23 protein-coding genes are annotated in these 24,806 nt (G+C 72.0%); 6 read left to right on the top strand and 17 right to left on the bottom strand.

The annotated features are described in order from the left end of the window. The first annotated feature begins 9 nt into the window (after nucleotides 1-9). Both ACTIE5_RS22560 and ACTIE5_RS22565 read left to right on the top strand, forming a co-directional pair. Nucleotides 10-1,044 carry a hypothetical protein gene (locus ACTIE5_RS22560; protein WP_439551971.1) on the top strand — a complete coding sequence of 345 codons (1,035 nt, stop codon included), beginning with the start codon at nucleotides 10-12 and terminating at the stop codon, nucleotides 1,042-1,044. A gap of 68 nt (nucleotides 1,045-1,112) precedes the next feature. Next, nucleotides 1,113-2,093 (top strand): Bug family tripartite tricarboxylate transporter substrate binding protein, encoded by a 981-nt coding sequence (locus ACTIE5_RS22565; protein WP_439551972.1) that lies wholly within the window; start codon nucleotides 1,113-1,115, stop codon nucleotides 2,091-2,093. A gap of 15 nt (nucleotides 2,094-2,108) precedes the next feature. Here the strand turns inward: ACTIE5_RS22565 and ACTIE5_RS22570 are convergent, their stop codons facing one another. The 4 genes from ACTIE5_RS22570 to ACTIE5_RS22585 all read right to left on the bottom strand — a co-directional run bounded on the left by ACTIE5_RS22570 (nucleotide 2,109) and on the right by ACTIE5_RS22585 (nucleotide 6,116). Beyond that, nucleotides 2,109-3,617 carry a tripartite tricarboxylate transporter permease gene (locus ACTIE5_RS22570; RefSeq protein ID WP_439551973.1) on the bottom strand — a complete coding sequence of 503 codons (1,509 nt, stop codon included), beginning with the start codon at nucleotides 3,615-3,617 and terminating at the stop codon, nucleotides 2,109-2,111. A gap of 10 nt (nucleotides 3,618-3,627) precedes the next feature. Beyond that, nucleotides 3,628-4,179, bottom strand: coding sequence for a tripartite tricarboxylate transporter TctB family protein (locus ACTIE5_RS22575; RefSeq protein WP_439551974.1), 552 nt, complete (start codon nucleotides 4,177-4,179; stop codon nucleotides 3,628-3,630). Further along, nucleotides 4,176-5,189: a Bug family tripartite tricarboxylate transporter substrate binding protein gene (locus ACTIE5_RS22580; RefSeq protein ID WP_439551975.1), complete on the bottom strand. Its 1,014-nt coding sequence runs from the start codon at nucleotides 5,187-5,189 to the stop codon at nucleotides 4,176-4,178. Before ACTIE5_RS22580 ends, ACTIE5_RS22575 begins: the two co-directional genes overlap by 4 nt. A 78-nt stretch (nucleotides 5,190-5,267) precedes the next feature. Continuing rightward, nucleotides 5,268-6,116: a GNAT family N-acetyltransferase gene (locus ACTIE5_RS22585; RefSeq protein WP_439551976.1), complete on the bottom strand. Its 849-nt coding sequence runs from the start codon at nucleotides 6,114-6,116 to the stop codon at nucleotides 5,268-5,270. 65 nt (nucleotides 6,117-6,181) lie between these two features. Between ACTIE5_RS22585 and ACTIE5_RS22590 the strand changes: the two genes are divergently transcribed. From ACTIE5_RS22590 to ACTIE5_RS22600, 3 genes are read left to right on the top strand one after another with little or no spacing between them, the layout of a single operon-like run. Beyond that, nucleotides 6,182-7,006, top strand: a complete 825-nt coding sequence (locus ACTIE5_RS22590) for a sugar phosphate isomerase/epimerase family protein (RefSeq protein ID WP_439551977.1) — start codon at nucleotides 6,182-6,184, stop codon at nucleotides 7,004-7,006. Next, nucleotides 7,003-8,430 carry a mandelate racemase gene (locus tag ACTIE5_RS22595; RefSeq protein ID WP_439551978.1) on the top strand — a complete coding sequence of 476 codons (1,428 nt, stop codon included), beginning with the start codon at nucleotides 7,003-7,005 and terminating at the stop codon, nucleotides 8,428-8,430. Before ACTIE5_RS22590 ends, ACTIE5_RS22595 begins: the two co-directional genes overlap by 4 nt. Next, nucleotides 8,427-9,017, top strand: coding sequence for an NMCC_0638 family (lipo)protein (locus ACTIE5_RS22600; RefSeq protein WP_439551979.1), 591 nt, complete (start codon nucleotides 8,427-8,429; stop codon nucleotides 9,015-9,017). Before ACTIE5_RS22595 ends, ACTIE5_RS22600 begins: the two co-directional genes overlap by 4 nt. Before the next feature lie 100 nt (nucleotides 9,018-9,117). Here ACTIE5_RS22600 and ACTIE5_RS22605 read toward each other — a convergent pair whose 3' ends face one another. The 8 genes from ACTIE5_RS22605 to ACTIE5_RS22640 form a co-directional block, all read right to left on the bottom strand. Next, on the bottom strand, nucleotides 9,118-9,681 hold the full coding sequence (locus ACTIE5_RS22605; protein ID WP_439551980.1) for a DUF2585 domain-containing protein: 564 nt from the start codon (nucleotides 9,679-9,681) through the stop codon (nucleotides 9,118-9,120). A gap of 8 nt (nucleotides 9,682-9,689) precedes the next feature. Beyond that, nucleotides 9,690-10,670 (bottom strand): Bug family tripartite tricarboxylate transporter substrate binding protein, encoded by a 981-nt coding sequence (locus tag ACTIE5_RS22610; RefSeq protein WP_439551981.1) that lies wholly within the window; start codon nucleotides 10,668-10,670, stop codon nucleotides 9,690-9,692. A gap of 34 nt (nucleotides 10,671-10,704) precedes the next feature. Then, the gene (locus tag ACTIE5_RS22615; RefSeq protein ID WP_439551982.1) at nucleotides 10,705-11,514 is read right to left on the bottom strand and encodes a sugar phosphate isomerase/epimerase family protein; all 810 of its coding nucleotides are present in this window, start codon (nucleotides 11,512-11,514) and stop codon (nucleotides 10,705-10,707) included. Continuing rightward, complete coding sequence (locus tag ACTIE5_RS22620) at nucleotides 11,514-12,674, bottom strand: dihydrodipicolinate synthase family protein (RefSeq protein ID WP_439551983.1); 1,161 nt, start codon at nucleotides 12,672-12,674, stop codon at nucleotides 11,514-11,516. The genes ACTIE5_RS22615 and ACTIE5_RS22620 overlap by 1 nt, the downstream gene beginning before the upstream one ends. Before the next feature lie 4 nt (nucleotides 12,675-12,678). Then, a complete protein-coding gene (locus ACTIE5_RS22625; protein ID WP_439551984.1) occupies nucleotides 12,679-13,833 on the bottom strand; it encodes a Gfo/Idh/MocA family protein in 1,155 nt (384 codons plus the stop codon). Between the two features lie 13 nt (nucleotides 13,834-13,846). Further along, complete coding sequence (locus ACTIE5_RS22630; protein WP_439551985.1) at nucleotides 13,847-14,902, bottom strand: dihydrodipicolinate synthase family protein; 1,056 nt, start codon at nucleotides 14,900-14,902, stop codon at nucleotides 13,847-13,849. A 69-nt stretch (nucleotides 14,903-14,971) separates the two neighbouring features. Then, the gene (locus ACTIE5_RS22635) at nucleotides 14,972-15,613 is read right to left on the bottom strand and encodes a TetR family transcriptional regulator (RefSeq protein ID WP_439551986.1); all 642 of its coding nucleotides are present in this window, start codon (nucleotides 15,611-15,613) and stop codon (nucleotides 14,972-14,974) included. After that, complete coding sequence (locus ACTIE5_RS22640; RefSeq protein ID WP_439551987.1) at nucleotides 15,600-16,625, bottom strand: NAD-dependent epimerase/dehydratase family protein; 1,026 nt, start codon at nucleotides 16,623-16,625, stop codon at nucleotides 15,600-15,602. Before ACTIE5_RS22640 ends, ACTIE5_RS22635 begins: the two co-directional genes overlap by 14 nt. Before the next feature lie 76 nt (nucleotides 16,626-16,701). Here ACTIE5_RS22640 and ACTIE5_RS22645 point away from each other — a divergent pair, with 76 nt between their 5' ends. Further along, nucleotides 16,702-17,643 (top strand): SMP-30/gluconolactonase/LRE family protein, encoded by a 942-nt coding sequence (locus ACTIE5_RS22645; protein WP_439551988.1) that lies wholly within the window; start codon nucleotides 16,702-16,704, stop codon nucleotides 17,641-17,643. 88 nt (nucleotides 17,644-17,731) lie between these two features. On the opposite strand, the gene ACTIE5_RS22650 is transcribed toward ACTIE5_RS22645, so the two are convergent. The 5 genes from ACTIE5_RS22650 to ACTIE5_RS22670 all read right to left on the bottom strand — a co-directional run bounded on the left by ACTIE5_RS22650 (nucleotide 17,732) and on the right by ACTIE5_RS22670 (nucleotide 24,531). Continuing rightward, nucleotides 17,732-18,904, bottom strand: coding sequence for a hypothetical protein (locus tag ACTIE5_RS22650; protein WP_439551989.1), 1,173 nt, complete (start codon nucleotides 18,902-18,904; stop codon nucleotides 17,732-17,734). Then, on the bottom strand, nucleotides 18,901-20,391 hold the full coding sequence (gene glpK, locus ACTIE5_RS22655) for a glycerol kinase GlpK (protein ID WP_439551990.1): 1,491 nt from the start codon (nucleotides 20,389-20,391) through the stop codon (nucleotides 18,901-18,903). The genes ACTIE5_RS22650 and glpK overlap by 4 nt, the downstream gene beginning before the upstream one ends. Further along, nucleotides 20,388-21,434, bottom strand: a complete 1,047-nt coding sequence (locus ACTIE5_RS22660) for a hypothetical protein (protein WP_439551991.1) — start codon at nucleotides 21,432-21,434, stop codon at nucleotides 20,388-20,390. The genes glpK and ACTIE5_RS22660 overlap by 4 nt, the downstream gene beginning before the upstream one ends. Further along, nucleotides 21,431-22,531, bottom strand: a complete 1,101-nt coding sequence (locus tag ACTIE5_RS22665) for a hypothetical protein (RefSeq protein WP_439551992.1) — start codon at nucleotides 22,529-22,531, stop codon at nucleotides 21,431-21,433. Before ACTIE5_RS22665 ends, ACTIE5_RS22660 begins: the two co-directional genes overlap by 4 nt. 77 nt (nucleotides 22,532-22,608) lie before the next feature. Next, nucleotides 22,609-24,531, bottom strand: a complete 1,923-nt coding sequence (locus ACTIE5_RS22670; RefSeq protein ID WP_439551993.1) for a hypothetical protein — start codon at nucleotides 24,529-24,531, stop codon at nucleotides 22,609-22,611. Between the last annotated feature and the right edge of the window lie 275 nt (nucleotides 24,532-24,806).

The raw sequence follows: 24,806 nt of genomic DNA on the forward strand, positions 1-24,806 counted from the left end.
GTTCACGGCATGTTGAATACGATCTACCGCATCGTGATCGCCTGTGCCCTTCTCGGCCCGATCGCCGCGAGGGCGGAAACGCCCGCGCTGCTGGACCCCGCCGGGGTGCCGCATCTGTCGGAGGCGGGGCGGCTGGATTACCAGCGCTTCCTGCTGCAGGCCGTGCCGCGGGCCTTCGCGCTGTCGGAGGACGGCGCCTGGGGCTGGGCGGCGGCGATCGAGGACGATCCCGTCGCGACCGAAACCCGCGCGGTGCAGAACTGCGCGGCCTGGGGCGGGCGGGGCTGCCGGGTCTATGCGCGGGACCTGGATGTGGTCTGGCCGGGGCGGGAAGCGGTGGCGCCGGTCGCTCCCGCCATGCCGCTCAGCGGGGGCATCGGCTGGCGGGTGCAGGCGGATCCGCGCTTCCTGTGGCAGGGGCCAGGCCAGGCGCGGGGCGTCTACCTCTGGGCGCATGGGCGGTCCGCGGGCGGGGCGGATAGCCGCGGCAGCCAGCCCCAGCCCCATGCGCGGGCCTTCAACAATGCGGGCTACGACGTGGTGCGGCTGGACCGCGATCCCTCGACGGATGAGACGGAGGCCGGCGCGGCCTGGATGCGCCTGGCGCTGGCGGACCTCCGCGCGCGGGGCTACCGGCGGGTGGTGGCGGCGGGACAGTCCCGCGGGGCCTGGAACGCGCTGCAGGCGCTGGATGCGCCGGGGCGGGCGGATGCGGTGATCGCCATCGCGCCGGCCGCGCATGGCCCCACGGGCAGCATCGCGCATGGCTGGGCGCTGGACGATTTGCGGCGCGTGGTGGCGGCCGCGCGGTCCCCGGGCACGCGGATCGCCATCGCCAACTTTGCCGGCGACGAGTTCGACCCGGATCCGGAGGGTCGGGCGGCGATCTTCGGGGCTTTCGCGGGCCGTGGGTCGGCGCTGCTATTGCTGGACCGGCCGCCAGGCCTGTCGGGCCACGGGGCGGGGGCGGATTGGCGCTTCACGCTGCGCTACGCCACCTGCCTGCTGGATTTCGCGGAAGGACGGGTGCGGGGCTGTCCGTGAACGGCGCTTGGCGATGGGGGGCGCGGTGTCGTAACCCTGGGGCCATAACGCTCCGGGAGAATTTCGCCATGACCCTGATCCGACGCCGCGCGCTGGCCGCCGGCGTGCTGGCCGCGCCCTTCGTGAATGCGGGCACCGCCCGCGCCCAGGCCAGCCGCCCGATCGTGCTGGTGGTGCCCTATGCCCCCGGCGGCGGCACGGACCTGACGGCGCGCGAATTCGCCCACACCTTCAGCGAGGCGCTGGGCGGCCAGACCGTCATCGTCGAGAATCGCGGCGGCGCGGCGGGGCATATCGGGTCCGTCGGCGTGTCCCGCGCCCGGCCGGATGGCAACACGCTGCTCTTCGCCGTCTCCACCAATCTCGTGGTGAACCCGCATATGCAGCGGGACGGGATCGACCTGCTGCAGGTGCTGGCGCCGGTCGCGCAGATCACCTCCTACCAGTACGTGCTGGTGATCGACCCTCGGCTGCCGGTGAACACGCTGCAGGAATTGATCGCCTATGCGCGGTCGAAGCCGAAGGGGGAGCTGACCTATTCTTCCGGCGGCGTGGGCAATGCCAACCACCTGGCGGGCGTGCTGTTCAGCGACGCGGTGCGGATCGAGATGGAGCATGTGCCCTATCGCGGCACAGGCCCGGCGCTGCTGGATGTGGTGGCGGGGCGGATCACGATGAACTTCTCCTCCCCGCCGCCCGCCATCCAGCTGGCGCGGGAAGGGCGGCTGCGCGCCATCGCCGTGACGGGCGACAATCGCATCGGCACGCTGCCGGAGATCCCGACGCTGGCGCAGGCCGGGCTGCCCGGCGTTTCCATCACGGGCTGGCACGGCATTTTCGCCCCCGCCGGCGTGCCCGCGGATCAGATGGACCGGCTGGAACGCGCCGCCCGCCAGGCCGCCGCCACGCAGCGCTTCGCGGGACGGCTGGAACAGGACGGGCTGGAACCCTCCCCCGTCCGCCCGCGCGCCGAGTGGTTCAACGCGGTGCGGGAGGAGCATGGCTTCTGGGCCAGGAAGATCCGGGAACTGGACCTCAAGCTGGAATAGGGGGCGCGCGCCTGTTCAGGCAGCCCCGCGCCGCCTGAACAGGCCCGTCACGCGGTCCATGAAACCGGGGATCGCCCAGAGCGCGGCCAGCACCGTCAGCGCGCAGAGCGCCGCGCTGATGGGGCGGGTGAAGAAGGGCGAGACATCGCCGCCGCTCAGCACCAGGCCGCGCAGCAGGTTCTTGTCCAGCAGATCGCCCAGCACGATGCCGAGCACTAGCGGCGCCATCGGGAAGCGCAATTCCCGCAGGATGAAGCCGACCAAGCCCGCGCCCAGCATCACCCAGATGTCGAATAGCCGCGACGTGATGGCGAAGGCGCCGACCGTGCACAGCACGAAGACCACGGGCATGAGGCGCGAGCGCGGGATCAGCAGCACCCAGAGCAGCGGCTTCACCAGGATCAGCCCGTAGACCAGCTTCACCATGTCGGCGATCACCAGCATCGCCACGATCTGGTAGATGAATTCCGGTGCCGTGATCGCGAGCATGGGCCCCGGATTGAGGCCATGGATCATCATCGCCGCCATCAGCACGGCGGCCGGTGCGGAACCGGGCACGGCCAGCGTGAGCACCGGGATGATGGCGCCGGGGACGCAGGCGCTTTCGCCGGTCTCGGCGGCCATCAATCCCTCGATGCTGCCCTTGCCGAACTGGTCGCGCTCCGCGCTCGCGCGCTTGGCGGCGGCGTAGCTGGTCCAGGCGGCGATGTCCTCGCCGAGGCCCGGCATGGCGCCGATGAAGGTGCCGATGGCGCCGGAGCGGAAGATGGTGCGCCAGTACTGCGTCACATCCTTCACGCGGGGGATGACGCTGTCGATCTTGGACGACACCGCCTTCACCGCCGGGCCGCGCATGGCATTCATCACCTCCGCCACGCCGAAGACACCGACAAGGACAGGCAGCAGGCCAAGCCCGCCGGCCAGGTCGCCATTGCCGAAGGCGAAGCGGGGATAGGCGTGGTTCGTCTCCTGCCCCACCGTCGCCACCAGCAGGCCGAGGAAGCCCGCGATGTAGCCCTTCAGCGCATCGCCGCCGGACAGCGACCCCGCGATGACGATGCCGAAGAGGGCGACCCAGAACATCTCGTAGCTGCCGAATTCCAGCGCGAATTCGCCGAAGGTCGGCGCGAACATCGCCAGGATCAGCGTGCCGAACAGCGTGCCGAGCCAGGAGCCCAGCGTGGAGATGCCCATGGCGCGCCCGGCCATGCCCTTCTTCGCCAGCGGGAAGCCATCCAGCGTGGAGGCCGCGGAAGCGGGGGTGCCGGGGATGTTGAGCAGGATGGCGGAACGCGACCCGCCATAGATCGCGCCGACATAGACGCAGACCAGCACCAGCATCGCCACGTTGGCGCCCATGGTGAAGGTCAGCGTGGTGAGCAGCGCGACGCCCATCGTCGCCGTCAGCCCGGGCAGCGCACCGATGACGATGCCGATCAGCACGGCCCAGAGCGCGTGGAAGATGGCGCCGCCCTGCAGCACATGGGCGAAGCCGTCACCGAGCATGACGAAGGGATTGTTCACGCGGGGGCTTTCAGGGCAGTCGCACGAGGAAGACGCGTTCGAAGACCAGCGTCACCGCGATGCCGGTGCCGATGCCGAGCAACGCCGCCTCCACCAGGCGGCGCGTGCGGCCCTGCGGCCCGGCATCCCATTCGAAGGCGGCGGTGAAGGCGAAGACGAAGAGCGCGGCGGCCAGCCAGAAGGGCAGCGTGCCGATCATGAAACCCGCATAGAGCACGCCAAGGAAGGCAGCGGTGCCGAGTTGCCTGGCATCGCCGGGTGCCAATGCGCGGCCCTGCGTGGCGCTGGGGTTCAGCGCGCCGCGACGCACCGCACGCAGCGCCAGCAGCCCGGCCAGGAAGGTGATCACCAGCCCATGGAAACCCGGCACGATGCCGGGCGCGGTCAACCCGCTATGCGACTGCTCCGCGAAGGTCGGCATGGACCAGGCGAGCGAGATGACGGCGAGCCCGAAGGCGAGAAGCACCGCCGCGGTGTAGAGATCGACGCGCGGCGGCAGCGGCGCGCGGTCGCCGGAGAACGGCGATTCCGCCGCCTCCGGCGTTTCCTGCGCCTGGCTCAAAGCCGCTGGATCCCGAGCGTATCGGGGCTCACGCGGGCGGTGCCGCCATCGAAATAGAGCCAGGCGGTCTGGCGAACCATCTTCCAGGCCTCGTCATGCGCGGCCTGGCCGGCGATGGGGGTGAAGACGGCGGCGCGCTGGGCGGCGTAGTCCTTCAGGCGCTGGCTGTTGGCGATCTTCTCCCGCCAGACCTGGCCGACGGTATCGACGACATTCTGCGGCACGCCCTTCGGGCACCAGATGCCGAAATAGTTGAGCGGCGCGGGAATGTCCGGCAGCCAGCGGCGGATGGAGGGGATCTCCCCCACCCCCTGCAAGGTCACCGCCTGTTCCGCCTGCACCGCGAGGGGGATGAGGCGGCGTGCGCGGATCATCTCGGCGGCTTCAACCAGCAGCACCGCGCCCATCGGCGTCTCGCCGCTCACGGTCGCGATCATCGCGGGGTTGCCGCCATCATAGGTGGCGTGGCGGTAGTCGATGCGCGTCGCGGCCTTCACGGCGGACATCATGTTGTGGCCCGCGGAGGAAACGCCCGCCGTCGCGACCGCGAGCGAGGCGCCGCGCGCGCGGAAGGCCTCCATCGCCGCGCCGAAATCGGCGATGTTGGCGCGGGGGTTGGCGACCAGGACGTTCACGTTGGCGACGGCGAAGAACAGGTTCCAATCCTGCAGCTGCGTGTCCAGCAGGCCGAGAACCTTGTAGCAGCCGACATCGACGGCGGCGCCGGCGGCCCAGGTCATGCCATCCTTCGCCGCTTCCAGCGCGTTGCGCGTGCCGATGGAGCCCGAGGCGCCGGGCTGGTTCACGACGACGAAGCGCTGGCCGAGGGCCGCTTCCATCTCCGCCGCCACGATCCGCGCCATCTGGTCGGTGGACCCGCCCGCGGCCCAGGGGACGATCAGCGTCACCGGCCTGTCCGGGCGCCAATTCGTGCCCTGCGCACTTACGAAGGCCGGCGCGGCGAGCACGCCGCCCGTTGTGGCCAGAAGCGTCCTGCGGCTGATCGTCATCGGTTTCGTCTCCCTCTCCGGCATCGCTTGGGTAACCCACCGGTTACCGGGGATGGTGAGGCCGCTTCGCGCGGGACGTCAACCGAACTCCGGCCCCGCAAAGACGAAGTTTTGTTCAGGTTTGGCGGAGGGCACGCGGCCGCGCGCCATGCGGGTGAAGGGACGGAGGGATTCGCCGCCCGCCGCCGCGATCGATGCCGCGATGGTTGTCGCGCTATCCGCAAGATCGATCACCGCAGACGTGCCGAGCGCGGCGCGCGCGGCGGCGAGCAGCGACAGCGCCTGGCCTTCGTCGCGCGCCACCACCGGGCCGATCTGCGGCGCGCGCAGGCCATCGCGTGCCAGGACGAAGCCGCTGCGGTCCGGCGTGACGAGAGCGGCCTGCGGCAGGCGCCGTGCGAAGCCGCGCAGCAGCGCCGGGCGGGGCGCACCGAAGGCGGCGCGGTCCAGCGCCAGCACCCAATCCCAATCGGCTTCCTCCATCGGTCGCGTCGCGGCGCCGGGCTGCAAGGCCTGGGGCAGCGACCAGCGGGCGAAGCCGAAGACATCCTCGAAGCCGAGGCGGCGATAGACCTCCCTCCCCGCTGGCGTTGCATCCAGCATCAGGCACGGCCTGGCGGCATGGTCGATCGCCCAGCGCATGAGTTGCGTGGCCAGGCCTTCCCGCCGTCGGTCGGGGCGGACCAGCACCATCGAGACCCAGGCGAGGTCCGCGCCGCAGGGCAGCGTCGCGGCGCTGGCGGCCAGGCAAGCAGCATCGCCATCATCCAGCACGCGCACCGCGCCCTGGTCGAGGAAGACGCGCCAATCCGCCGGCAGCTGATTCCAGCCGATGCGGGCGGACAGCGCCGCGGCGCGGGGCAGATCCTGGGGCGTCGCGTCGCGGAAGGCGGGCATGGCGCGAAGGCTCGCGCGCAGCGAGGTCATGGTCAAGCATACTGGACGCCGCGCGGCGTTCCGCGCATGAGGATCGCGGGCCTTGGATCGGGTGGATGATGCGCATCTCGCTGTGCAACGAAGTCGTCGCCGGGGTGCCCTTCGCGGAGCAGGCGAAGCTCGCCGCCGCGCTGGGCTATGACGGGCTGGAGGTCGCGCCCTTCACGCTGGATGGCGATGCGCCGCATCGCATCCCGGCCGCGCGGCGTGCGGAGTTGCGGCGGATGGCGGCGGATGCCGGCGCGCCGATCACCTCCCTGCACTGGCTGCTGGTGGCGCCGGCGGGGCTTTCGATCACGACGCCCGATGCGGCGGTGCGGGCGACGACGCTGGATGTGATGCGCGGCCTGGTGGAACTGGCCGCCGATCTCGGCGCGACGCTGCTGGTGCACGGGTCGCCGAAGCAGCGCCATGTCGCGGCCGATGGCGATGCGGCGCGGGCCGAGGAGGCGATGGCCATGGCCGGCGCCTGGGCCGCGCAGCACGGGCTGACCTATTGCCTGGAACCGCTGGATGCCGGCCAGACCAACTGGGCGCGGACGGTGGAGGAGGCGGTGGACATCGTCTCCCGCATCAACCTGCCGGGGTTGAAGACGATGCTGGATGTGAGCGCGGCGGGGAATGGGGAGGCGGAGGCGGCTTCGGTGCTGCTGCGGCGCTTCATCCCCACGGGCTGGATCGCGCATGTGCATCTGAACGACCGCAACCGGCGCGGGCCCGGCCAGGGCGATGACCGCTTCGGCCCCGTGCTGACGGCGCTGCGCGATGCGCGCTACACGGGCTTCTGCGCGGTGGAGCCCTTCGACTACCATCCCGATGGCGCGACCAGCGCCGCCCGCGCGATCGGCTACCTCCGCGGCATCCAGGAGATGATGGCATGAACGCGCCCCGCTTCACGCTGCTGGAAACCCAGCGCTTCGAATGGCCCTTCACGCTCCGCCTGCCCTTCCGCTTCGGCGTCATCACCGTGACGCAGGGCCGCCAGGCCGTGGTGCGCGCGCGCATCCGGCTGGAGGATGGGACGGAAGCCTGGGGCATCGCGGCGGAAACGCTGGCGGCCAAGTGGTTCGACAAGAACCCGGCGCTGAGCGACGCGCAGAACGAGAGCCAGCTGCGCCGCGCGATCGAGCTGGCGACGGACGCCACCCTGGCCGCCGGCGCCAACACCGCCTTCGGCCATTTCGCCGACAGCTACGCCGATGTGACGAAGGCGGCGGGCGCGGAGGCGCTGAACCCCCTCGTTGCCAGCTATGGCCGCGCGCTGCTGGACCGCGCCATGCTGGATGCGGTGCTGAAGGCGAAGGGTGTGTCCTTCTGGACGGGCATGCGCGCCAATATCGGCGGCATGGCGGCGCATGGCGTGGCGCCGGACCTCGCCGGCTTCGATTTTCAGCAACTGCTGTCGGGGCTTTCGCCGCTGAAGCAGGTTCATGCGCGGCACACCGTTGGCTTGGTGGACCCCATCACCGCCGCGGACCAGGAAAGCCGGGTGGATGACGGTCTGCCGGAGACGCTGGAAGAAATCGCGGCGGGGTATCGGCACCGCTACTGGAAGCTGAAGGTCGGCGGGAATGTCGCGGCGGATGTGGAGCGCCTGACGCGCATCGCCTCCGTGCTCGACCGGCTGCACGGCGGCTACCACGCGAGCCTTGATGGCAATGAGCAGTATGAGGACGCCGAGGGCGCGCTGGCGCTGTGGCGGGCGATGCAGGCGGAGCCGCGGCTCGCGAAACTCTGCGCCTCCATCCTGTTCATCGAACAGCCGGTGAAGCGGGCGCGGGCGCTGGAGACGGGGATGGCGGTGCTGGCGGCCGAGCGGCCCGTCATCATCGACGAGAGCGACGGGCCGCTGGATGCCTTCGTGACCGGGCGCGCGCTGGGCTATGCGGGCGTCTCCAGCAAGGCGTGCAAGGGCGTGTGGCGGTCCCTGGTGAACCTGGCGCGCTGCCGGGCCTGGAATGCGGAGGAAGGGCGCGAGCGCTACTTCATGTCGGCGGAGGATCTGACGACGCTGGCTGGTGTCTGCGTGCAGCAGGATCTGGCGCTGATCTCACTGCTCGGCCTGCCGCATGTCGAGCGCAACGGCCACCACTTCATCGATGGCTTCAACGGCAGGCCGAAGGCGGAGGCGGTGAGGTTCATGGAGGCGCATCCGACGCTCTATGCCGATACGCCGCGCGGGCCGCGGCTGGCGATCCGCGACGGGATGCTGGACCTGTCGAGCCTGGAGACGCCGGGGATGGGCGCGACGCTGGAGCCCGACACGACGGCGATGGAGGCGATGCCGAAGGCCGCCTGGCCGTGAAGCGGGCGCTGGCCGCGCTGGCACTGCTGCTGGCGGGCTGCGCCACGGCGGTTCCGCCGAAGCCGGCGATGGTGGCGACGCCGGCGGAACCCGTGCTGCTGCGCGCGGCCACGGACCTCGCGATGGGTGGCTTCGCGCATTACTGCATGGGGGCGGTCGGTCGACCTGAACTGATGACGGAACGGCTGAAGGCGGATGGCTTCGCGCCGGTGCCGGCCACGGAGGTGCCGGCCGCCCCCTTCCGGCAGGAGATCTGGCGCGGCCCCCTGCGGCCCTTCCTCGTCTCGGTGGTCGAAGGCGGCGTGGGCTGCACGGTGGTGGCGGCGCGCGCGGATGCGGAGCACGCGATGGCGCTGCTGTCCCGCGCCATGCAGCGCGTGGCGGATGAGGGCGGGCCCGTGGCGCCGCTGCTGGTGCCGGCGAATGAGGTGCCGGCCGATGGCGTGCGGGAAGATCGCTACCAGATCCGTCCACGCAACGGGCCGCTGGTGATGGACATCACCATCCGCACCAACGCCACCAACCCCGCGCGCCCGGCGCTGATCCTGGTGGCGACGATCCGGCGGGACAACGCCACGCGGACCTAGATACTGCCCTCAAGCGCGGGGCGGCCCCTCCGGGGCCTTGGCTACGCCGCACAGGCGGCGGCGCCCATTCGGGCGCTTGGCCGCCAGTGGCGGCCGCCAATCACCCGCCCGCCTGCCAGGCCTTCACGCTGTCCAGCGGCCAGACCAGCATCAGGACATTGAGGGCAAGGTTGTCGCGGATGACGAGGGCGACGCCGATCTCGAACACCAGGGCGATGGCGATGGTGGCGCGCACAGGCAGGCGGGATGCCAGCAGGAAGCCCAGCGCCATGGCACCGATGTCACTGACGGAATTGATGACGCTGTCGCCGAAATAGTCGAGCGAGATGGTGGCTTCGCGGTAGCGCTGGATCACGGCTTCGGTGTTCTCCGCGATCTCCCAGGCGGCCTCCACGATGGTGGACGCGACCAGGCGCGGCATCAGGCCGGCGCGGCGCATTAGCCAATGCGCGGCGCCATAGAACAGGAAGCCGTGGATGATGTGGGACGGCGTGTACCAATCCGTGATGTGCTGCGAGTTCTCGCTGCTCATCACCACGCCATGCCACAGCTTCACCGTGCCGCAGGTGCAGATCGGCACGCGCCCCATGGCGAGCAGGATGGCCGCCGTGGCCGCGACGATGGCGGCGAAGGCGGCGATCCAGGGCCAGGGGCGCGCGGCCATGGGTGCGATCAGTTCACCGTGATGCGCGCCTCGCGCACGACGCGGCCCCACTTCTCCGACTCCGACCGCATGGTGGTGGCCAGGTCGGCGGGGGTGGAGAAGACGGCATCCGCGCCGGCGGCGGCCAGGCGCTGCTGCACGGCGGCATCGGCCAGGATCTCCCGCAGCGCCGTGCTGTAGCGATCGACGATCGGCGCCGGCGTGCCGGCGGGCGCCATCACCGCGCCCCAGCTGGTGGCCTGCGCATCGGCAAGGCCGATTTCCGCCAGCGTCGGCAGGTTCGGCAGCAGCGACGAACGGCGCGGGCCCGTGACGGCGAGGGCGCGGACGCGGCCGCCCTGGATCATGCCGAGGGCGGAGGGAAGCTGGTCCAGCATCACCTGCACCGTACCCGCGACGGTGTCGTTCAGAGCAGGCGCGCTGCCGCGATAGGGCACGTGCTGCATCTCCACCCGCGCGACCAGCTTGAAGAGTTCCGGCACGAGATGGGTGGATGAGCCATTGCCGCCGGAGCCGTAGGAGAGCGCGTTGGGACGCGCCCGCAGCAGGGCGATGAATTCCTGCGCGGTCTGGGCGGGGACGGAGGGATGGACGATCAGCACATGGTCCGTCGCGAAGGCCATGGAGACGGGCGCCAAATCCGTCGCGGGGTTGAAGCCCATGTTGCTGTAGAGATGCGGGTTGATGGTCAGCGTGCCCGTCGTGCCCATCAGGATCGAGTAGCCATCGGGCGCACTGCGGACGACGTTCTCCACGCCCAGGTTGCCGCCGGCGCCGGTGCGATTCTCCACCGTGACGGGCTGGCCTAGCCGGTCCTGCAGGCGTTCGCCCAGCACGCGCGCGACCACATCGGTGGCACCGCCCGGCGGGAAGGGCACGACGAAGCGGATGGGGCGCGTGGGCGCCCAGGCCTGGGCGCGGGCGGTGCCCGGGAGGAAGGGCGCGGCGAGCGCCGCGGCGGCGAGGTGGCGACGCGTGAGGCGGATCATGGTTGTTTCTTCTCCCGGGTTTTGTTGGTGGCGTTCAGACGGCGCTGAGATGGCGTTCCTTCAGCAGGGGCAGGACCTCTTCCGGGTCTCGCGCCCACCAGGCTTTCGACAGGATCTCGACTTCCGCGTAGTTGCCGCTGTAGCCGGCGGCGGTGACCATGGCGCGGATGGCGGGGATGTCGATCACACCCTCGCCGGGGATGCCGCGGTCGAGGACCAGGTCGGTGGTGGGGGATTTCCAGTCGCAGACATGGAAGGCGGCGATGCGGCTGCCCGCGCGGGCGACCTGGCGCGCGAGGTCGGGGTCCCACCAGACGTGATAGACATCGAGCGCGACGCCGGTGCCATCACCGAGTTCATCGCAGAGGTCGAGCGCCTGGCCGAGCGTGGAGAGCACGCTGCGATCGGCGCAGGTCATGGGGTGGAGCGGTTCGAGGGCGATGGTGACGCCGGCGGCGCGGGCATCGGCCATGATGGCGTGCAGGCCATCCCGCACCTGGGCGCGGGCGCCGGGCAAGTCCTTGCTGCCAGCGGGCAGGCCGCCGCAGACCATGACGAGGCAGCGGGCGCCGAGGGTGTGCGCTTCGGCGATGGCGCGGCGGTTGTCCTCGATCGCGGCGGCGCGGCCGGCGGCGTCGGCGGCGGGGAACATGCCGCCGCGGCAGAGGCCCGTGACCGTCAGGCCGGCATCGCGGATCTGCCGCGCCGCGGCATCCACGCCCATGGCGTGCAGCACGTCACGCCAGGGAGAGATGCCGGGGATTTCGTGACGGGCGCAGCCTTCGATGCAATCGGCGAGGCCCCACTTCTCCTTCACCGTGACGGTGTTGAGCGACAACTCCATCACGCGACACCGTGCAGGGCGAGCAGCGTGCGCATACGGGTGGTGGCCATCTCGGGGTCGCGCAGCAGGCCGGCCTTGTCGGCCAGGCGGAATAGCTCGGAGAAGTGGCCGATGCTGCGCGTGGATTGCTGGCCGCCGACCATGACGAAATGGTCCTGGTGGCCGTTGAGCCAGGCCATGAAGACGACGCCCGTCTTGTAGAAGCGTGTTGGCGCCTTGAAGATGTGGCGGCTAAGCGGAACCGTTGGCGCCAGGATGTCGTGGAAGGTGGCGAGGTCGTTGCGCGAGAGGGACGCCAGCGCGCCGCCGACCGCGGGGGCGATGGGGTCGAAGATGCCGAGGAGCGCGTCGGAATAGCCGTGCTCGTCACCGGCGATGAGTTCGGCGTAGTTGAAGTCGTCGCCGGTGTACATGCGCACGGCCTTCGGCAGGCGCCGGCGCATGAAGATCTCCTTCTTGTCGTCCAGCAGCGAGACCTTCACGCCATCGACCTTATCGGCCTTGGCGTGGATGACAGCCAGCGCCGTCTCCATCGCCTGCATGTGGTCGTGGTTGCCCCAATAGCCTTCGAGGGCGGGGTCGAACATCTCACCCAGCCAATGGATGATGACGGGCTGCTTTACCTGCGACAGCACGCGGGCATAGACGCGTTCGTAGTCGGCGGGGGATTTCGCGGCTTTCGCGAGGGCGCGCGACGCCATGAGGATGATGCGGCCGCCCATGGCCTCCACCGCCTCGCACTGTTCCTCATAGGCACGGATCACGTCGTCCACGGTGACATCGGGGCCGGGGGTGAGGTGGTCCGTGCCGGCGCCGGAGGCCATCACCGCGCCGGGGTGGTCCTGCATCACATCCAGGCTGCGGCGGATGAGTTCCTGGGCCGCGGTCCAGTCGAGGCCCATGCCGCGCTGGGCGGTGTCCATCGCCTCCGCCACGCCGAGGCCGAGCGACCACAGGTGTTTCCGGAAGGCGATGGTGCGGTCCCAGTCGATCTTCGCATCGAGCCAGGGGTCCTGTTCCACGCGCGTGTCGGCGACGACGTGTGCCGCCGCCAGCGCCACGCGCGGGAAGGGTGGCGTGGCCTTCGGGAAATCGCGCGGGGCGCTGAGGGTGAAGGGGCTCAGGCCGCCCTGTTCATCCGGCAGGGTGATGGTCGGCATGGGCTCAGACCTCCAGCTTCGGAAGGTCGATCCAGCGGCGTTCCGCCCAGGATTGCAGGCCGGCTTCCGCAAGCTGCACGCCCTTGGCGCCAGCCAGCAGATCCCACGGGTAGGTCGCGACTTCGCCGGCGAGGTAGCGGAAGAAGAGTTCCCACTGCACGCGGAAGCCGTTGGGATAGGGCTCCACGTCGGGGACTTCCTGCCAGCCCTCGTAGAAATTGATGGGTTGCGGGATGTCGGGGTTCCAGACGGGCTTGGGCGTGTTCACGCGGCTCTGCGTCCAGCACTTCTGCAGCCCGGCGACGGCGGAGCCATGCGTGCCATCGACCTGGAAGGTGACGAGGTCATCGCGGCGGACGCGTGTGACCCAGCTGGAATTGATGTGGGCCACGACACCACCGGCCAGCTGGAAGGTGGCGTAGGCGGCATCGTCGGTATCGGCGGTGTAGGCGCGGCCAGCTTCGTCGATGCGCGTCGGGATATGCGTGGCGCCGAGGCAGGAGACGCTCTCGACCTCCCCGAACAGATTGTCCAGCACGTAGCGCCAGTGGCAGAGCATATCGAGGATGATGCCGCCGCCCTCGGCCTTCTTGTAGTTCCAGGACGGGCGCTGCGTCGGCTGGAGATCACCCTCGAACACCCAGTAGCCGAACTCGCCCTTCACGGAGCAGATGCGGCCGAGGAAGCCGCTGTCGATCACCATCTTCAGCTTGCGCAGGCCGGGCAGGAACAGCTTATCCTGCACCACGCCGGCCTTGATGCCACGCGCCTTGGCCAGGCGCGCGACGGCCATGGCCTCCGCCAGATTGTCGGCGGTCGGCTTCTCGCAATAGATGTCCTTGCCGGCCTCGATCGCCTTGGTCAGCAAGCCGGCGCGAAGCTGCGTCGTGGCGGCATCGAAGAACAGCGTGTCATTGGGATCGGCCAGGCAGGCATCGATGTCGGTGGAGACGCGGGAGATGCCGTGCGCCTTGGCCAGCGCCTCCAGCTTTTCCCGGTTGCGGCCGACCAGGATGGGGTCGGGCATCACGCGGTCGCCGTTCTTCAGCATCACGCCACCATCCTTCCGGATGGCCGCGATGGAACGGATGAGGTGCTGGTTCATGCCCATGCGTCCGGTGACGCCGTTCATGATCATGCCGATGCGGCGTTCCGCCATTGTCGTCAGTCCTTCAGGAGAGCCAGGTGTTGAGGTTGGCGCGGACGAAATCATCATCCGTCAGTTCGGGGTAGTGCAGCGCGGCGGCGGAGATCAGCTCCGCCTGGCCGGGGGACAGGTCTTCATGCGGGTCCAGGCACCAGATGCCTTCCAGCAGGCCCTGGCGGCGCAGAACCTCGTGGCAGCCGGGGATGCAGCCGGCGAAGGCGTTGGCGGTATCGAAGATGGCGGCGTTCATCTCCGTCACCTGCGCGTCCTTCGCCAGCAGCGCGGGGGGGATGGGGGCGCCGGTGGCCGCGGCGCATTCCTGCTGCAAGGCCACCGCGGCCTGAGTCCAGACGGACCAGTGGCCGAGCAGCCCGCCCACGATGCGCAGCGGCGCCTCGCAGCCCGTGACGCGCAGCGCAAAGGGCGTCAGCAGGTCGCCCACGATGTGGTCGTCATTGCCGGTGTAGAGCGCGATGCGCTGGGCGGCGCCAGCTTCCAGCACGCCGCGCAGCACGTCCAGCGTGGCGTAGCGGTTGAAGGGCGCGATCTTGATGGCGACGACGTTTTCGATGAGGGCGAAGCGCTTCCAGAAGGAAGCGGAGAGCGGCACGCCGCCGACGGCGGGTTGCAGGTAGAAGCCGAAGACCGGCATCTCCTCCGCCACCGCGCGGCAATGCGCGATGATTTCGTCCTCGCTCGCGCCCTTGAAGGCGGCGAGGCCCAGCAGCACGGCGTGGTAGCCGAGCGCGCGCGCGGTGCGTGCTTCCGCCAGCGCCTGGTCGGTGCGGCCGATGGCGCCGGCGATCAGCATCGGCTGGGACTGCACCTCGGCAGCGGCCTCGGCCGCGATCTTCAGCACGGGCTCGAACAAGCCGACGTCACGGATGGCGAATTGCGTGGTGTGGACACCGACAGCGAGGCCGCCGGAGCCCGCAGCCAAATAGTAGCGCGACAGCGCCTTTTGCCGGCGCGGATCGAGTTCCCGCCTCGCGTTCAGCGCCAGCGGATGGGCGGGGATGGCGCAACCCGCGCGCAGCCGCTCGACCATGCCCGAAGGCCAGTCCTGCCATCGCAGTCCCACGCCCGTTCCCTCCCCAGGTAACTGGGTGGTTACTTACCGGGGGTTGCGCCTGGCGGTCAAGGGCGCCGATCAGGGACGCAGGAAGCCCAGGACAACGTCGGAGATATGCGCCTCCCGCGCCGCGATGGCGGCTTCGGTATCGAGCGCCGTGTGGAAGATGGTGGAGAGGGTGTGGCGGTTGGCCACGTAGAAGTGACCGAGGCCGAGGATGGAGATGTATAGCTGCATCGCATCAACGCCGCCCCGGAACACGCCCGAGGCAGCGCCGCGTTCCAACACGTGTTTCAGGGCTTCCAGCATCGGGGAGTAGAGCGCGGGCACATCCTCCGACCGTCGCAGATAGGCGGCGCGGTGGAGGTTCTCCTGGTTCAGCAGGGCCACGAATTCCGGGTGGCGGCTTGTGTAGCGCAGGTTGAAGGCGACCAGGCGCGTCATCGCCTCGGCCGGCGGCAGGCTCGCGACATCGAGCTGCCGTTCCTCCTCCCGCTTCGCGGCATAGGCGCCTTCCAGCACCACCAGCCACAGCTCCTCCTTGCTGCCGAAATGGGCGTAGAGCATGCGCTTGTTGGCGCCGGCGCGGGCGGCGATCTCATCCACGCGCGATCCCGCCAGGCCCTTCTCCGCGAATTCCACCAGGGCGGCATCGAGGATGCGCTGGCGTGTGGCCGTGGCGCGGGCGGATAACGGCGCGCGGGGGCTAGAACTTCCCATCCCGGACCTCGAACTTGGTGGCCTTGCCGAGCGCGCGGCCGCCACCGGCGACCCAATCCGCGACCCAGTCGATCAGCGTCAGCAGCGGCACGCTGGGATAGCCGAAGCTGGCGAAGGCGCGGGCGGCGTTGGACAGCAGGGCGGTCGGCGCCTCCTCTCCGGCAAACTCCGGCACGCGGTCCATGCGGCAGCCGAGTTGCTGCGCCAGCCAGCGGATGGAGACGGTCTCCGGCCCCGTCACGTTCAGGATCGGGCAGGTGGCGTCGGCGCGGGCCAGGGCGCGCAGGGTCCAGGCATTGGCGTCGCCCTGCCAGATGACATTCGCGTGCCCCATGGCCAGCGGCACGGGCGTGCCGTGCCAGACCTTGGTCGCGATGTCGTGGATCACGCCGTAGCGGCAATCGATGGCGTAGTTCAGCCGGATGCCGAAGCAGGGCGTCCCGCGCGTGGCGGCGGCGTGCTGGAAGGCGCGTTCGCGGCCGAGGCAGCTCGCGGCATAGTCACCGATGGGGGATGGGGCCGCATCCTCATCCGGCGCGGGGCCGTTCACGGGCCACATCGGCAGGACATTGCCGGTGGAGAAGAAGACGATGCGCGATGCCGCCCAGCGCGCCGCCACGCGGGCGGGAAGCTGGACGTTCATGGCCCAGGTCAGCGCCTCGTTCCCCGTGCTGCCGAATTTCCGCGCCGCCATGAAGATGACGTTGGGCGCATCGGGCAGCGCGGCGAGTGCCGCATCGTCCAGCAATTCGGCGGTGAGGCATTCGATGCCCCAGCTTTCCATGCGCTCCCGCAGCCCCGGCTCGCTCCATCGCGCCACGGCGATCACGCGCCGCGCGGGGTCCGCGCGCTTCGCCAAGCGGCAGAGCGTGGGGCCCATCTTGCCGGCGGCGCCGAGCACCAGGATGTCGCCGGGCACGGTCGCGAGGTCCGCGACCAGCGCGGGGTCCGGGCGGGACATCACGTCTTCCAGCATCGCCTCATCGGCGATGCGCGCCGGCCAACTGCCCATGTTCCCCTCCCGCCTCGATCGGGGCAGCATGGGGGGGAGAAGGCCCGGCGCCAAGATGCCGAGAGGAGACGCCCCGATGAGCTGGCAGGAAAGCCTGCGCTACCCCGACCCCGCCGTGCGGTCGCTGGATCCCTCCTTCAATCGCCTCCGCCTGCCGCTGGCCAGCGTGGAGCGGCTGTGGACGGGCAGCCGATGGGGGGAAGGGCCGGTGTGGCTGGGCGACCAGCGCTGCCTGCTGTGGTCCGATATCCCCAACAACCGCGTGCTGCGCTGGGAGGAGGAGACGGGCGCCGTCACCCATTTCCGCAAGCCGTCCAACAACGCGAACGGCCATACGCGGGACCGGCAGGGGCGGATCGTGGCCTGCGAGCATCTGGGCCGCCGCGTGATCCGGCATGAATATGACGGCAGCATCACCGTCATCGCCGACAGCTACCAGGGCAAGAAGCTGAACAGCCCGAACGACGTGGTGGTGAAGTCGGATGGCAGCATCTGGTTCACCGACCCGCCCTTCGGCATCGGTGGGTTCTATGAGGGCGAGAAGTTCACGCCGGAACATCCGCACACCAACGTCTATCGGGTGGATGGACAGACCGGTGCCATCACCTGCGTCTGCGACGATGTGGACCATCCCAACGGGTTGGCCTTCAGCCCGGATGAGAGCGTGCTCTACGTCGTGGAATCGCGCAGCGATCCGCGCAACATCCTGGCCTATGATGTCAGCGGCGCGACGCTGTCGAACAGGCGCGTCTTCATCCGTACGGAACCCGGCGAGACGCCGGACGGGTTCCGCGTGGATATCGAGGGAAACCTCTGGTGCGGCTGGGGCATGGGCGGGCCGGGGCTGGATGGGGTGAAGGTGTTCAACAGCGCCGGTGCCCCCATCGGCTTCATCGACCTGCCGGAGCGCTGCGCGAATCTCTGCTTCGGCGGGCGGCACCGGAACCGTCTGTTCATGACGGCGGCGCATTCGCTGTATGCGCTGTACGTGAACACGCAGGGCGTGGCGGGAGGATAACAAGCGAGGCTCCGCCCCGGCCTCGAAGCGGGGACGCTACGCCGGCGGGCGTGGCGCGCCCCGCCCGGAACCGCGCCGGCGATCGGCGTTACAGTGCCGACAGGCACGCCTCTCGTAGCGCGACGCCGAGCGGCACCAGGTCGCGCTCCGCCAGCGCCAGCGGGTTCACCACCAGCACGCCGTCGCGCAGCCGGCCCTGGCCGACATGGATGTCGCGCCTGCGGAGTTGCGCCTCCGCCGCGCGGGCCTCGGCGGGGCTGTCCATCGTGATCAGCAGCATCGGCACGGGGCCGTCCGTGATCGTCACGCCGGGCGCATTGCCCAGCGTGGCGCGCACGGTGTCGAGCCTGGCGCGCAGCCGTGCCGTGCGGGGCGCGTCGCCCTCCGCCACGAAGCGTTGCAGGGCGATGATGAGGCCCACGATCTCCTCCTTCCCCGCCTTGCAGGGGCGGCCGATGCCGTGGCGCGGCAGGTGCCGGGCCGCGGCGTCGCAGGCGAATTCCGCCGGCAGGGCGAATTGCGCGGCGGGCAGATCGAGGTCGAGCATCTGCATCAGGGCGGAGGCGACGAGGTCGCGCCGCCCGGCCAGGATGCCACTGGCCTGCGGGCCGCCAATGGCCTTGCCGCCGGAGAAGCAGACGAGGTCGGCGCCGGCCTCGAAGAACCGGCGGAGATTGGCGGCGGGGGGAAGCTGCGCGGCGGCGTCCACCATCACGGGGATGCCTGCTGCGTGGGCGACGCGGACCACATCCTCCAGCGCCGGTTCCGACCAGGGCTGCGCGACCCAGAGCACGCCGGCCGTGCGGTCGGTGAAGGCGGCGGCGAAATCCTCGGGCTCGGCATCGCGGATGCCGGCGCCGCTGACGCGATCGGGGATGCCGACTTCGTCGATCCGGCAGCCCGCCCCCGCCAGCGCGCGGTCGTACATGTTGCGGTGACTGCGGGCCATCACGAAGCGGTCGCGCTTCATGTCGAAGGGGATGGCGTTCATGACTGCGACATCGAGGCCGGCGGCGCAGGCGGCGGCGCCCAGCAGCAAGCCGGCGGCGGCACCTGACGTCACGATGCCGGCCTCCGCCCCCGTGGCCTGGCTGATGGCGCGCGACGCCGCGGCCTGGAGGTCCGGCATCTCCACGCAGCGATCCGCGGCCTCCGCCATCGCGGCGCGAACCTCCGGGTGCATCATGCCGCCGGACAGGCGGGTGTTGGTGCCGGCGGCGTTGATGATGGGCGTGACGCCGAGGCGTTCGTAGATCGTCACTTCGTGAGAACCCGCTGCACGGCGCCCTGCCATCCCGCATGCAGGGCATCGGCCTCCGCCCGGGCCATGCGGGGGCTGAAGCGGCGTTCCAGCCGCCAATGCGCCACCGCCGGGCCGGGGGGCGGTAGCAGCCCGGCCTGGAGGCCTGCGAGGTAGGCGGCGCCGAGCGCCGTCGTCTCCTGCACCTCCGGCCGGTCCACGGGGGCGCCGAGCAGATCGGCCAGGAACTGCATCGTCCAGTCGGAAGCGGTCATGCCGCCATCGACGCGCAGCACGGGCTGCCCCTCGGCGCCCCAATCGGCGCGCATGGCCTCCACCAGGTCCCGCGTTTGGAAGGCGACGGATTCCAGGGCGGCGCGGGCGATCTCGGCGGGGCCGGTGCCGCGCGTCAGGCCGAGGATGGCGCCGCGCGCATCGGCATCCCAATGCGGCGCGCCGAGGCCGACGAAGGCAGGCACGAAATGCACGCGCTGGGCGGGGTCCGCCTGGGCGGCGAGGGTGCCGCTCTCCGCGGCGTCCGCGATGATGCGCAAGCCGTCGCGCAGCCATTGCACGGCGGCGCCGGCGATGAAGATCGCGCCCTCCAGCGCATAGGTGCGGCGACCATTGAGTTGCCAGGCCAGCGTGGTCAGCAGGCGGTTGTTCGATTCCACCGCGGCATCGCCGGTGTTCAACAGAAGAAAACAGCCGGTGCCGTAGGTGGATTTCACCATGCCGGGCTCGAAGCAGGCCTGGCCGAGCATCGCCGCGTGCTGGTCGCCCGCCATGCCGCGGATCGGCACGGCGGCGTCGAGCAGGCCGGGGGCGGTGGTGCCGAATTCGGCGGCGCAGTCGCGGACCTCCGGCAGCACGGCGCGGGGGATGCGGAACAGGCGGAGCAGATCGTCGTCCCAGTCGCCGGCGCGGATGTCGAACAGCATGGTCCGCGCCGCGTTGGTGGCGTCCGTCGCGTGCACCCGCCCGCCCGTCAGGCGCCACAGCAGGAAGGAATCCACGGTGCCGAAGGCGAGGTCCCCGCGTTCCGCCGCCGCGCGCGCGCCCGACACATTGTCCAGCAGCCAGGCGAGCTTGGTGGCGGAGAAATAAGGGTCGCACAGCAGCCCCGTCCGCGCCGTCACCAGCGGCGCCGCGCCACGATCGACCAGCGCGGCGCAATCCGCCGCCGTGCGCCGGTCCTGCCAGACGATGGCGCGCGCGATGGCGCGGCCGCTGGCGCGGTCCCAGAGCAGCGTCGTCTCCCGCTGGTTGGTGATGCCGATGCCGGCGAGCTGCCGGGCCTGCGCCCCGCCCCGCGCCAGGGCCTCGCGCATGGTGGCCAGGGTGGCGGCCCAGATGTCCTCCGGCTCATGCTCCACCCAGCCCGGGGACGGGTAGTGCTGCGGCAGGGCCTGCTGCGCCACGGCGCGCGGCGCCAGGTCGGCGCCGTGCAGGATGCTGCGGGTGGAGGTGGTGCCCTGGTCGATGGCCAGGAGCAGGGCTTCGGTCATGGCGTATCCTTCGGCAGGCGGGCCACCAGCCAGGCCGCGAGGGCCGTCGCGGCCAGCGGGGCCAGCAGCATCCCGATCGTGGCATCGATGGCGCTGGCCAGGGCGGCGAGCAAGGCGGAGAGCAGCGCGGCCAGCGCGGCGCGGCCGAAGGCGCCGGCGGCCAGCAGCACGGCCAGCAGCGCGGCGAAGACCGGCAGGAAGGCGGCGCCGAGCAGCGCGGCGCGGAAGGCGGCCAGTTGCTCCGCCGGCATCAGCCCGGCGGCCACGGGCGCACCCTCCGCCGCCAGGGCCAGCACCACCACCAGCGTCTGCAGGGCCAGCAGCAGGGTGGCCAGGCGCAGCGGCGGCAGCCGCCATGGGCGGGTCATGCCGCCCAGCGCGGCCACCAGCCCCAGGCCGGGCACGGCCACCAGGGGCGCCAATGCAAGCGCGGCGGCCGGGCCATCCCGCAGCAGCGCCGTCCCCGGCCCCGCCAACACAGCCAGCGCCATGGCGATGCCGGCCAGCGCCGGGCCGGTGCCCGCGCGCAGCTTCACGGGGGCGAAGGCACCAGCTGCCAGGCCGGGCAGCGCGGCCAGGACCGCGCCCAGGCCCAGCGCCAGCAGGCCCGTCGCCGGCCCCGTCCCCGCCGCCACGCAGGCCAGCGCCGCCGCGGCGCCGACCGCGCCGGGCACCAACAGCGAGGCACCATTGATCCGGGCCGCCACCAGCCCGACCCAGGCCGCCACCAGCGCCGCGGCGGCCAGCGCGCCGGCCCCGGCCAGGGGAAGGCTCGCACCATCCGCCAGCAGCAGGGCCATCGCCGCCAGCGCGCCGGCCAGGGCCGCGATGCCCACCGGCCCCGCCACCGCCCCCCGGAACACCGCCAGCATCGCCGCCGGCGCACCAGCCAGGACGGAGGCGGCGATGACAGGCCCGAGCAGCGCGCCCCAATCGGCCGCCCCGGGGCTGCCCGAAAGCCGCAGCAGCGCGCCCCCCAGCCCCAATGCCAGCAGGGGGCCGAGCCAGGCACCGGCCGCGACCATGCCCGCGCCGGGCCTCATCCGCGCCATTCCCCCCAGCCGGGCCCGGCCGTTTCCGTCAGCCAGAGGCGCCATGGCGCGGCCAGCGCGCCGACGCCCAATGCCTCCTCCTCCAGCACCGGGCGCCAGCGCGTGACCAGCGCATCCATCGCGGCGTAGTCGCGCAGGCGGAACAGGCATTCGGCCAGCCAGCCGATCACCGCGGGGGTGGCGACTCCGCGGGCCAGGGCGGATTCCAGCGCCAGGCGCGCGGCGGCCAGATCCCCCAGCGCCAACAGGTCACGCCCCAGCGCGGCCTGCGCCTCCGCATCCTCCGGCAGCGCCTCCCCCAGCGCCTGCCACAGCCCCGCGGCTTCGGCGCGGCAGGCATCGGCGCGGGCGGGGTCCAGCAGGCCGGAGAAGGCGGCGCGGTCCAGGTGACGGGCCAGCGCGCGCCGATCGGCCAGGCGGCCAGCGCGGGCCGCGGCGCGCAGCGTTTCCGCCCGCGCCAGCAGGCGGCGTTCCACGGCGGGGCGGACCTGTTCGGCGCGGTCGCGCACCGCTGCATCGGGATCGCCAAGCGCCACGCGCAGCAGCGCCTCCCCCCCCGGCCGCAGCGCATCCTGCGCGATGTCCAGCGCGCGGGCCTTCTGGGGCGCCGTACCCCAGTGCAGCACATCGCCCAGCGCCTCCACCAGCAGGCCATCCGGCACGCCGGGGGCGGCGGCGATGGCGGCGAGGCGGGCTTCGAGTGGATCCTCCGGCGGCGGCCCCGCCGGCAGGCGGAAGCCGCGCGGCGCGCCCATCGCCACGGCCAGCAGCCCCCCCAGCGCCGCCAGCGGGCCGAGCGCGGGCAGAAGCGCCATGGTCACGCGCAGCACCGCGCCGGGCCAGCCGGCGGGTGGGGGATCCAGCCGCCGCACCAGCAGCAGGGCCAGGCAGACCGGGATGTGCAGCAGCAGCGCGCCGGCCAGCCAGCCCAGCAGCAGCGCGGTGGCCACCAGCGATTGCGCCAGCGCGATGCCCAGCAGGACCAGGAGGGCCGATTCCTCACCGCGGGAGGAAGCGGCGCGCGCCACCAGGCGGGGCATCAGGCGGCGATCGGCGCCGCAGCGTTCCGCCGGCTGCCCGTCATCCACCCTCGGCTCGGCCCTCGGCTCCCCACTCGCCCCCCCCCTCGGCCGGCGTGGCATGACGCGCCTATCGGCCATGGGAATCAGCCACGCGCGGTGCCGGCCTGGTTAAGCTGCGCGACGCCGACGATCACCTGCTGCGTCGCGGCGGGCGCGCGGTCGGCCAGCAGGGCACGGAGCCGGGCGGCGGCGATCTCCGCCCCCCCCAGCCCGGCGGCGGGCAGCAGGACGGAGAGGCGGCGTTCATCGAGCCGCGCCTCCACAATCACGTCGGAGCCGCGGAAGGCCTCCGCCATGGCGGCGCGCGTCGCCTCCATCGCCGCGGCGGCGCGGGGGCCGGCGGGGATCTGGGCGGAGAGCAGCGCCAGGTCGAAGCCGACGCGGCGGGCCAGGGTGGCCATGGCGGCGATGGCGCGGGCCGCGTCATCCCCGGACACCATCACGCCGCCGCCCGGCAGCGCACCGCCGGCCGCGGCGGCGGCGGCATCGGCGGCCTCCCGCGCCCGGGCATCGGCCAGCGCGGCGCCCAGCCAGCCGGCCGCCGCTTCCAGCGCCGCCACCGTGTCCACCGCCAGCTCCGCGAAGCCGATATCCTCCACCTTGACCATGCCGAGCATCAGCCCGTCCCAGGGGGAGAGCACGGGGGCGGCCAGGATCCCCTCCCCCGCCATCGCCAGGCGGTCCGAGGGGCGGGTGACGACGAGGGCGCCACGGCCGCGCTCCATCGCATCCACCAGCGGGCCGCGCAGGAAATGGTGGGACAGCGCGGCATCGGCGGGCCAGCCCTCCGACGCCACCAGGTGCAGCGTGCGGTCCTCCGCCAGCCAGAAGGAACAGGCGGTGCAGCCGGTGGCGGCGCGCAGCAGGCCGGTGGCGCCGCGGATCACGCCCTCCGTCCCATGGCCGAGGGCGCGCGAAGCCTCGAACACCGCCGTCGCGGCCTGCAGGCGGGCGCCAAGCCGGGCATCGAGTTCCAGCGCGCGGGCGGCCAGGCGGTCATTCGATTCGGCGATGGCCGCGCGGTCCAGCAGCGCGCCGGCGGCGGCCTGGTCCGCGGCCTCCGCCCGCTGCCGGGCGCGGTCGGTGAAGAAGCCCACCAGCGCCGCGGCGCAGGGCCAGGCCAGGGGTTCCACCCAGGCATTGGCGGTCCAGGCCTCGCTCGACAGCGCGATGCCGATGCGCAGCAGCCCGGCGGTGAGCGCGATGGCGACGCCCGGCACCAGGCCATGCCGCGCCGCGACGTAGAGCACCGGCAGCGCGAAGGGGGAGACGGGCCAGCCGCCGAAGCCGTTGCCCCGCATCGCGAGGTCCAGCAGCAGCAGCGCCACCAGCGCGCCGAAGCCTTCCAGCAGGGGACGGAGCGGCAGGTCCGCGCCGCCGGCGGCGCGGGGCGCGGGCGGGGGCTGGTCGGCGGCGGGATCGGGATCAGGCTCGGGGGCCGGTGCGGCACGGTCCGCCTTGCCGCCCTGGGTCTTTCCCCCAAGGGCCCGGAGCCGGTCCGCCGCTTCCTCCGCCGGCTTCGGCGCGCGGGACCAGGGCAGGCGCCGGCGGGTTGCAGCCTCGGGTGCCGCCGGGGGTGCCGTTGGGGGAACCGCCGGGGGAGCCGCCGCTGCGGTCGCGGCGGAGTCCGGCGCCCGCGCGGGGCGCGGGGGGGGTGCGGGGGTTTCCGGCGGTGGGGCCTGGCGGGGGGAGGGTTCGGGGCGGATCAGCGGCGTGGCGCGCGGCGGCGGCGTGGTGGCGGCGTTGCGGGCGGGCACGGGGGAACCCGCGCCCTCCAGCCCCGCCATCGCGGCATGGGCGGCCCAGGGATCGGCGCCGGACAGCTTGCCGCGTGGCGCCATGACGGGTTCCGCCATCGGCGGCGCGACCGGGTCCGTCCGCAGCAGGCCCGGGCGGGGTTCCGGCGCGGCGGCGGGGCGGGGCCGCGCCGACTGGGGCGGGGCCTCCTCCGCGCTCATCGCGGGCGGGTCTCGGCGCCGGCCCGACGAGGCCGTCGGCATCTTCACGCCAGCATCCCCGCCACCATCCCCGAACCTGCCTTCATCCGAGCCCCGATCGCCTGCACCGGTTGCCAGCCCCCGTTTGCCATCCGGCCCGCGGGATGGCCGCGACCGTCGCATGAACAGGTGCTTATCGGGAAGGATGGCCCAGCGCCAGGGTGGTATCCCTGGTCGCCATCCCCTGGCGGGGTGCCGTCTGCATCCCCCTGGCGGGGGGCGGGCCAGGGGGGTAGGTGTTGCGCGCCACCGATCCGGGTCCGATGTCCGCCACCGCCGCGCCC

The organism is Falsiroseomonas sp. (assembly GCF_051859025.1).
Taxonomy (GTDB): Bacteria; Pseudomonadota; Alphaproteobacteria; order Acetobacterales; family Acetobacteraceae; genus Falsiroseomonas.

Coding starts and splice junctions, on each gene's coding strand:
- ACTIE5_RS22560 (WP_439551971.1), top strand. CDS start 10: ATGTTGAATACGATCTACCGCATCGTGATCGCCTGTGCCCTTCTCGGC.
- ACTIE5_RS22565 (WP_439551972.1), top strand. CDS start 1,113: ATGACCCTGATCCGACGCCGCGCGCTGGCCGCCGGCGTGCTGGCCGCG.
- ACTIE5_RS22580 (WP_439551975.1), bottom strand. CDS start 5,189: ATGACGATCAGCCGCAGGACGCTTCTGGCCACAACGGGCGGCGTGCTC.
- ACTIE5_RS22585 (WP_439551976.1), bottom strand. CDS start 6,116: ATGACCTCGCTGCGCGCGAGCCTTCGCGCCATGCCCGCCTTCCGCGAC.
- ACTIE5_RS22590 (WP_439551977.1), top strand. CDS start 6,182: ATGATGCGCATCTCGCTGTGCAACGAAGTCGTCGCCGGGGTGCCCTTC.
- ACTIE5_RS22595 (WP_439551978.1), top strand. CDS start 7,003: ATGAACGCGCCCCGCTTCACGCTGCTGGAAACCCAGCGCTTCGAATGG.
- ACTIE5_RS22605 (WP_439551980.1), bottom strand. CDS start 9,681: ATGGCCGCGCGCCCCTGGCCCTGGATCGCCGCCTTCGCCGCCATCGTC.
- ACTIE5_RS22610 (WP_439551981.1), bottom strand. CDS start 10,670: ATGATCCGCCTCACGCGTCGCCACCTCGCCGCCGCGGCGCTCGCCGCG.
- ACTIE5_RS22615 (WP_439551982.1), bottom strand. CDS start 11,514: ATGGAGTTGTCGCTCAACACCGTCACGGTGAAGGAGAAGTGGGGCCTC.
- ACTIE5_RS22620 (WP_439551983.1), bottom strand. CDS start 12,674: ATGCCGACCATCACCCTGCCGGATGAACAGGGCGGCCTGAGCCCCTTC.
- ACTIE5_RS22625 (WP_439551984.1), bottom strand. CDS start 13,833: ATGGCGGAACGCCGCATCGGCATGATCATGAACGGCGTCACCGGACGC.
- ACTIE5_RS22635 (WP_439551986.1), bottom strand. CDS start 15,613: ATGGGAAGTTCTAGCCCCCGCGCGCCGTTATCCGCCCGCGCCACGGCC.
- ACTIE5_RS22640 (WP_439551987.1), bottom strand. CDS start 16,625: ATGGGCAGTTGGCCGGCGCGCATCGCCGATGAGGCGATGCTGGAAGAC.
- ACTIE5_RS22645 (WP_439551988.1), top strand. CDS start 16,702: ATGAGCTGGCAGGAAAGCCTGCGCTACCCCGACCCCGCCGTGCGGTCG.
- glpK (WP_439551990.1), bottom strand. CDS start 20,391: ATGACCGAAGCCCTGCTCCTGGCCATCGACCAGGGCACCACCTCCACC.
- ACTIE5_RS22660 (WP_439551991.1), bottom strand. CDS start 21,434: ATGAGGCCCGGCGCGGGCATGGTCGCGGCCGGTGCCTGGCTCGGCCCC.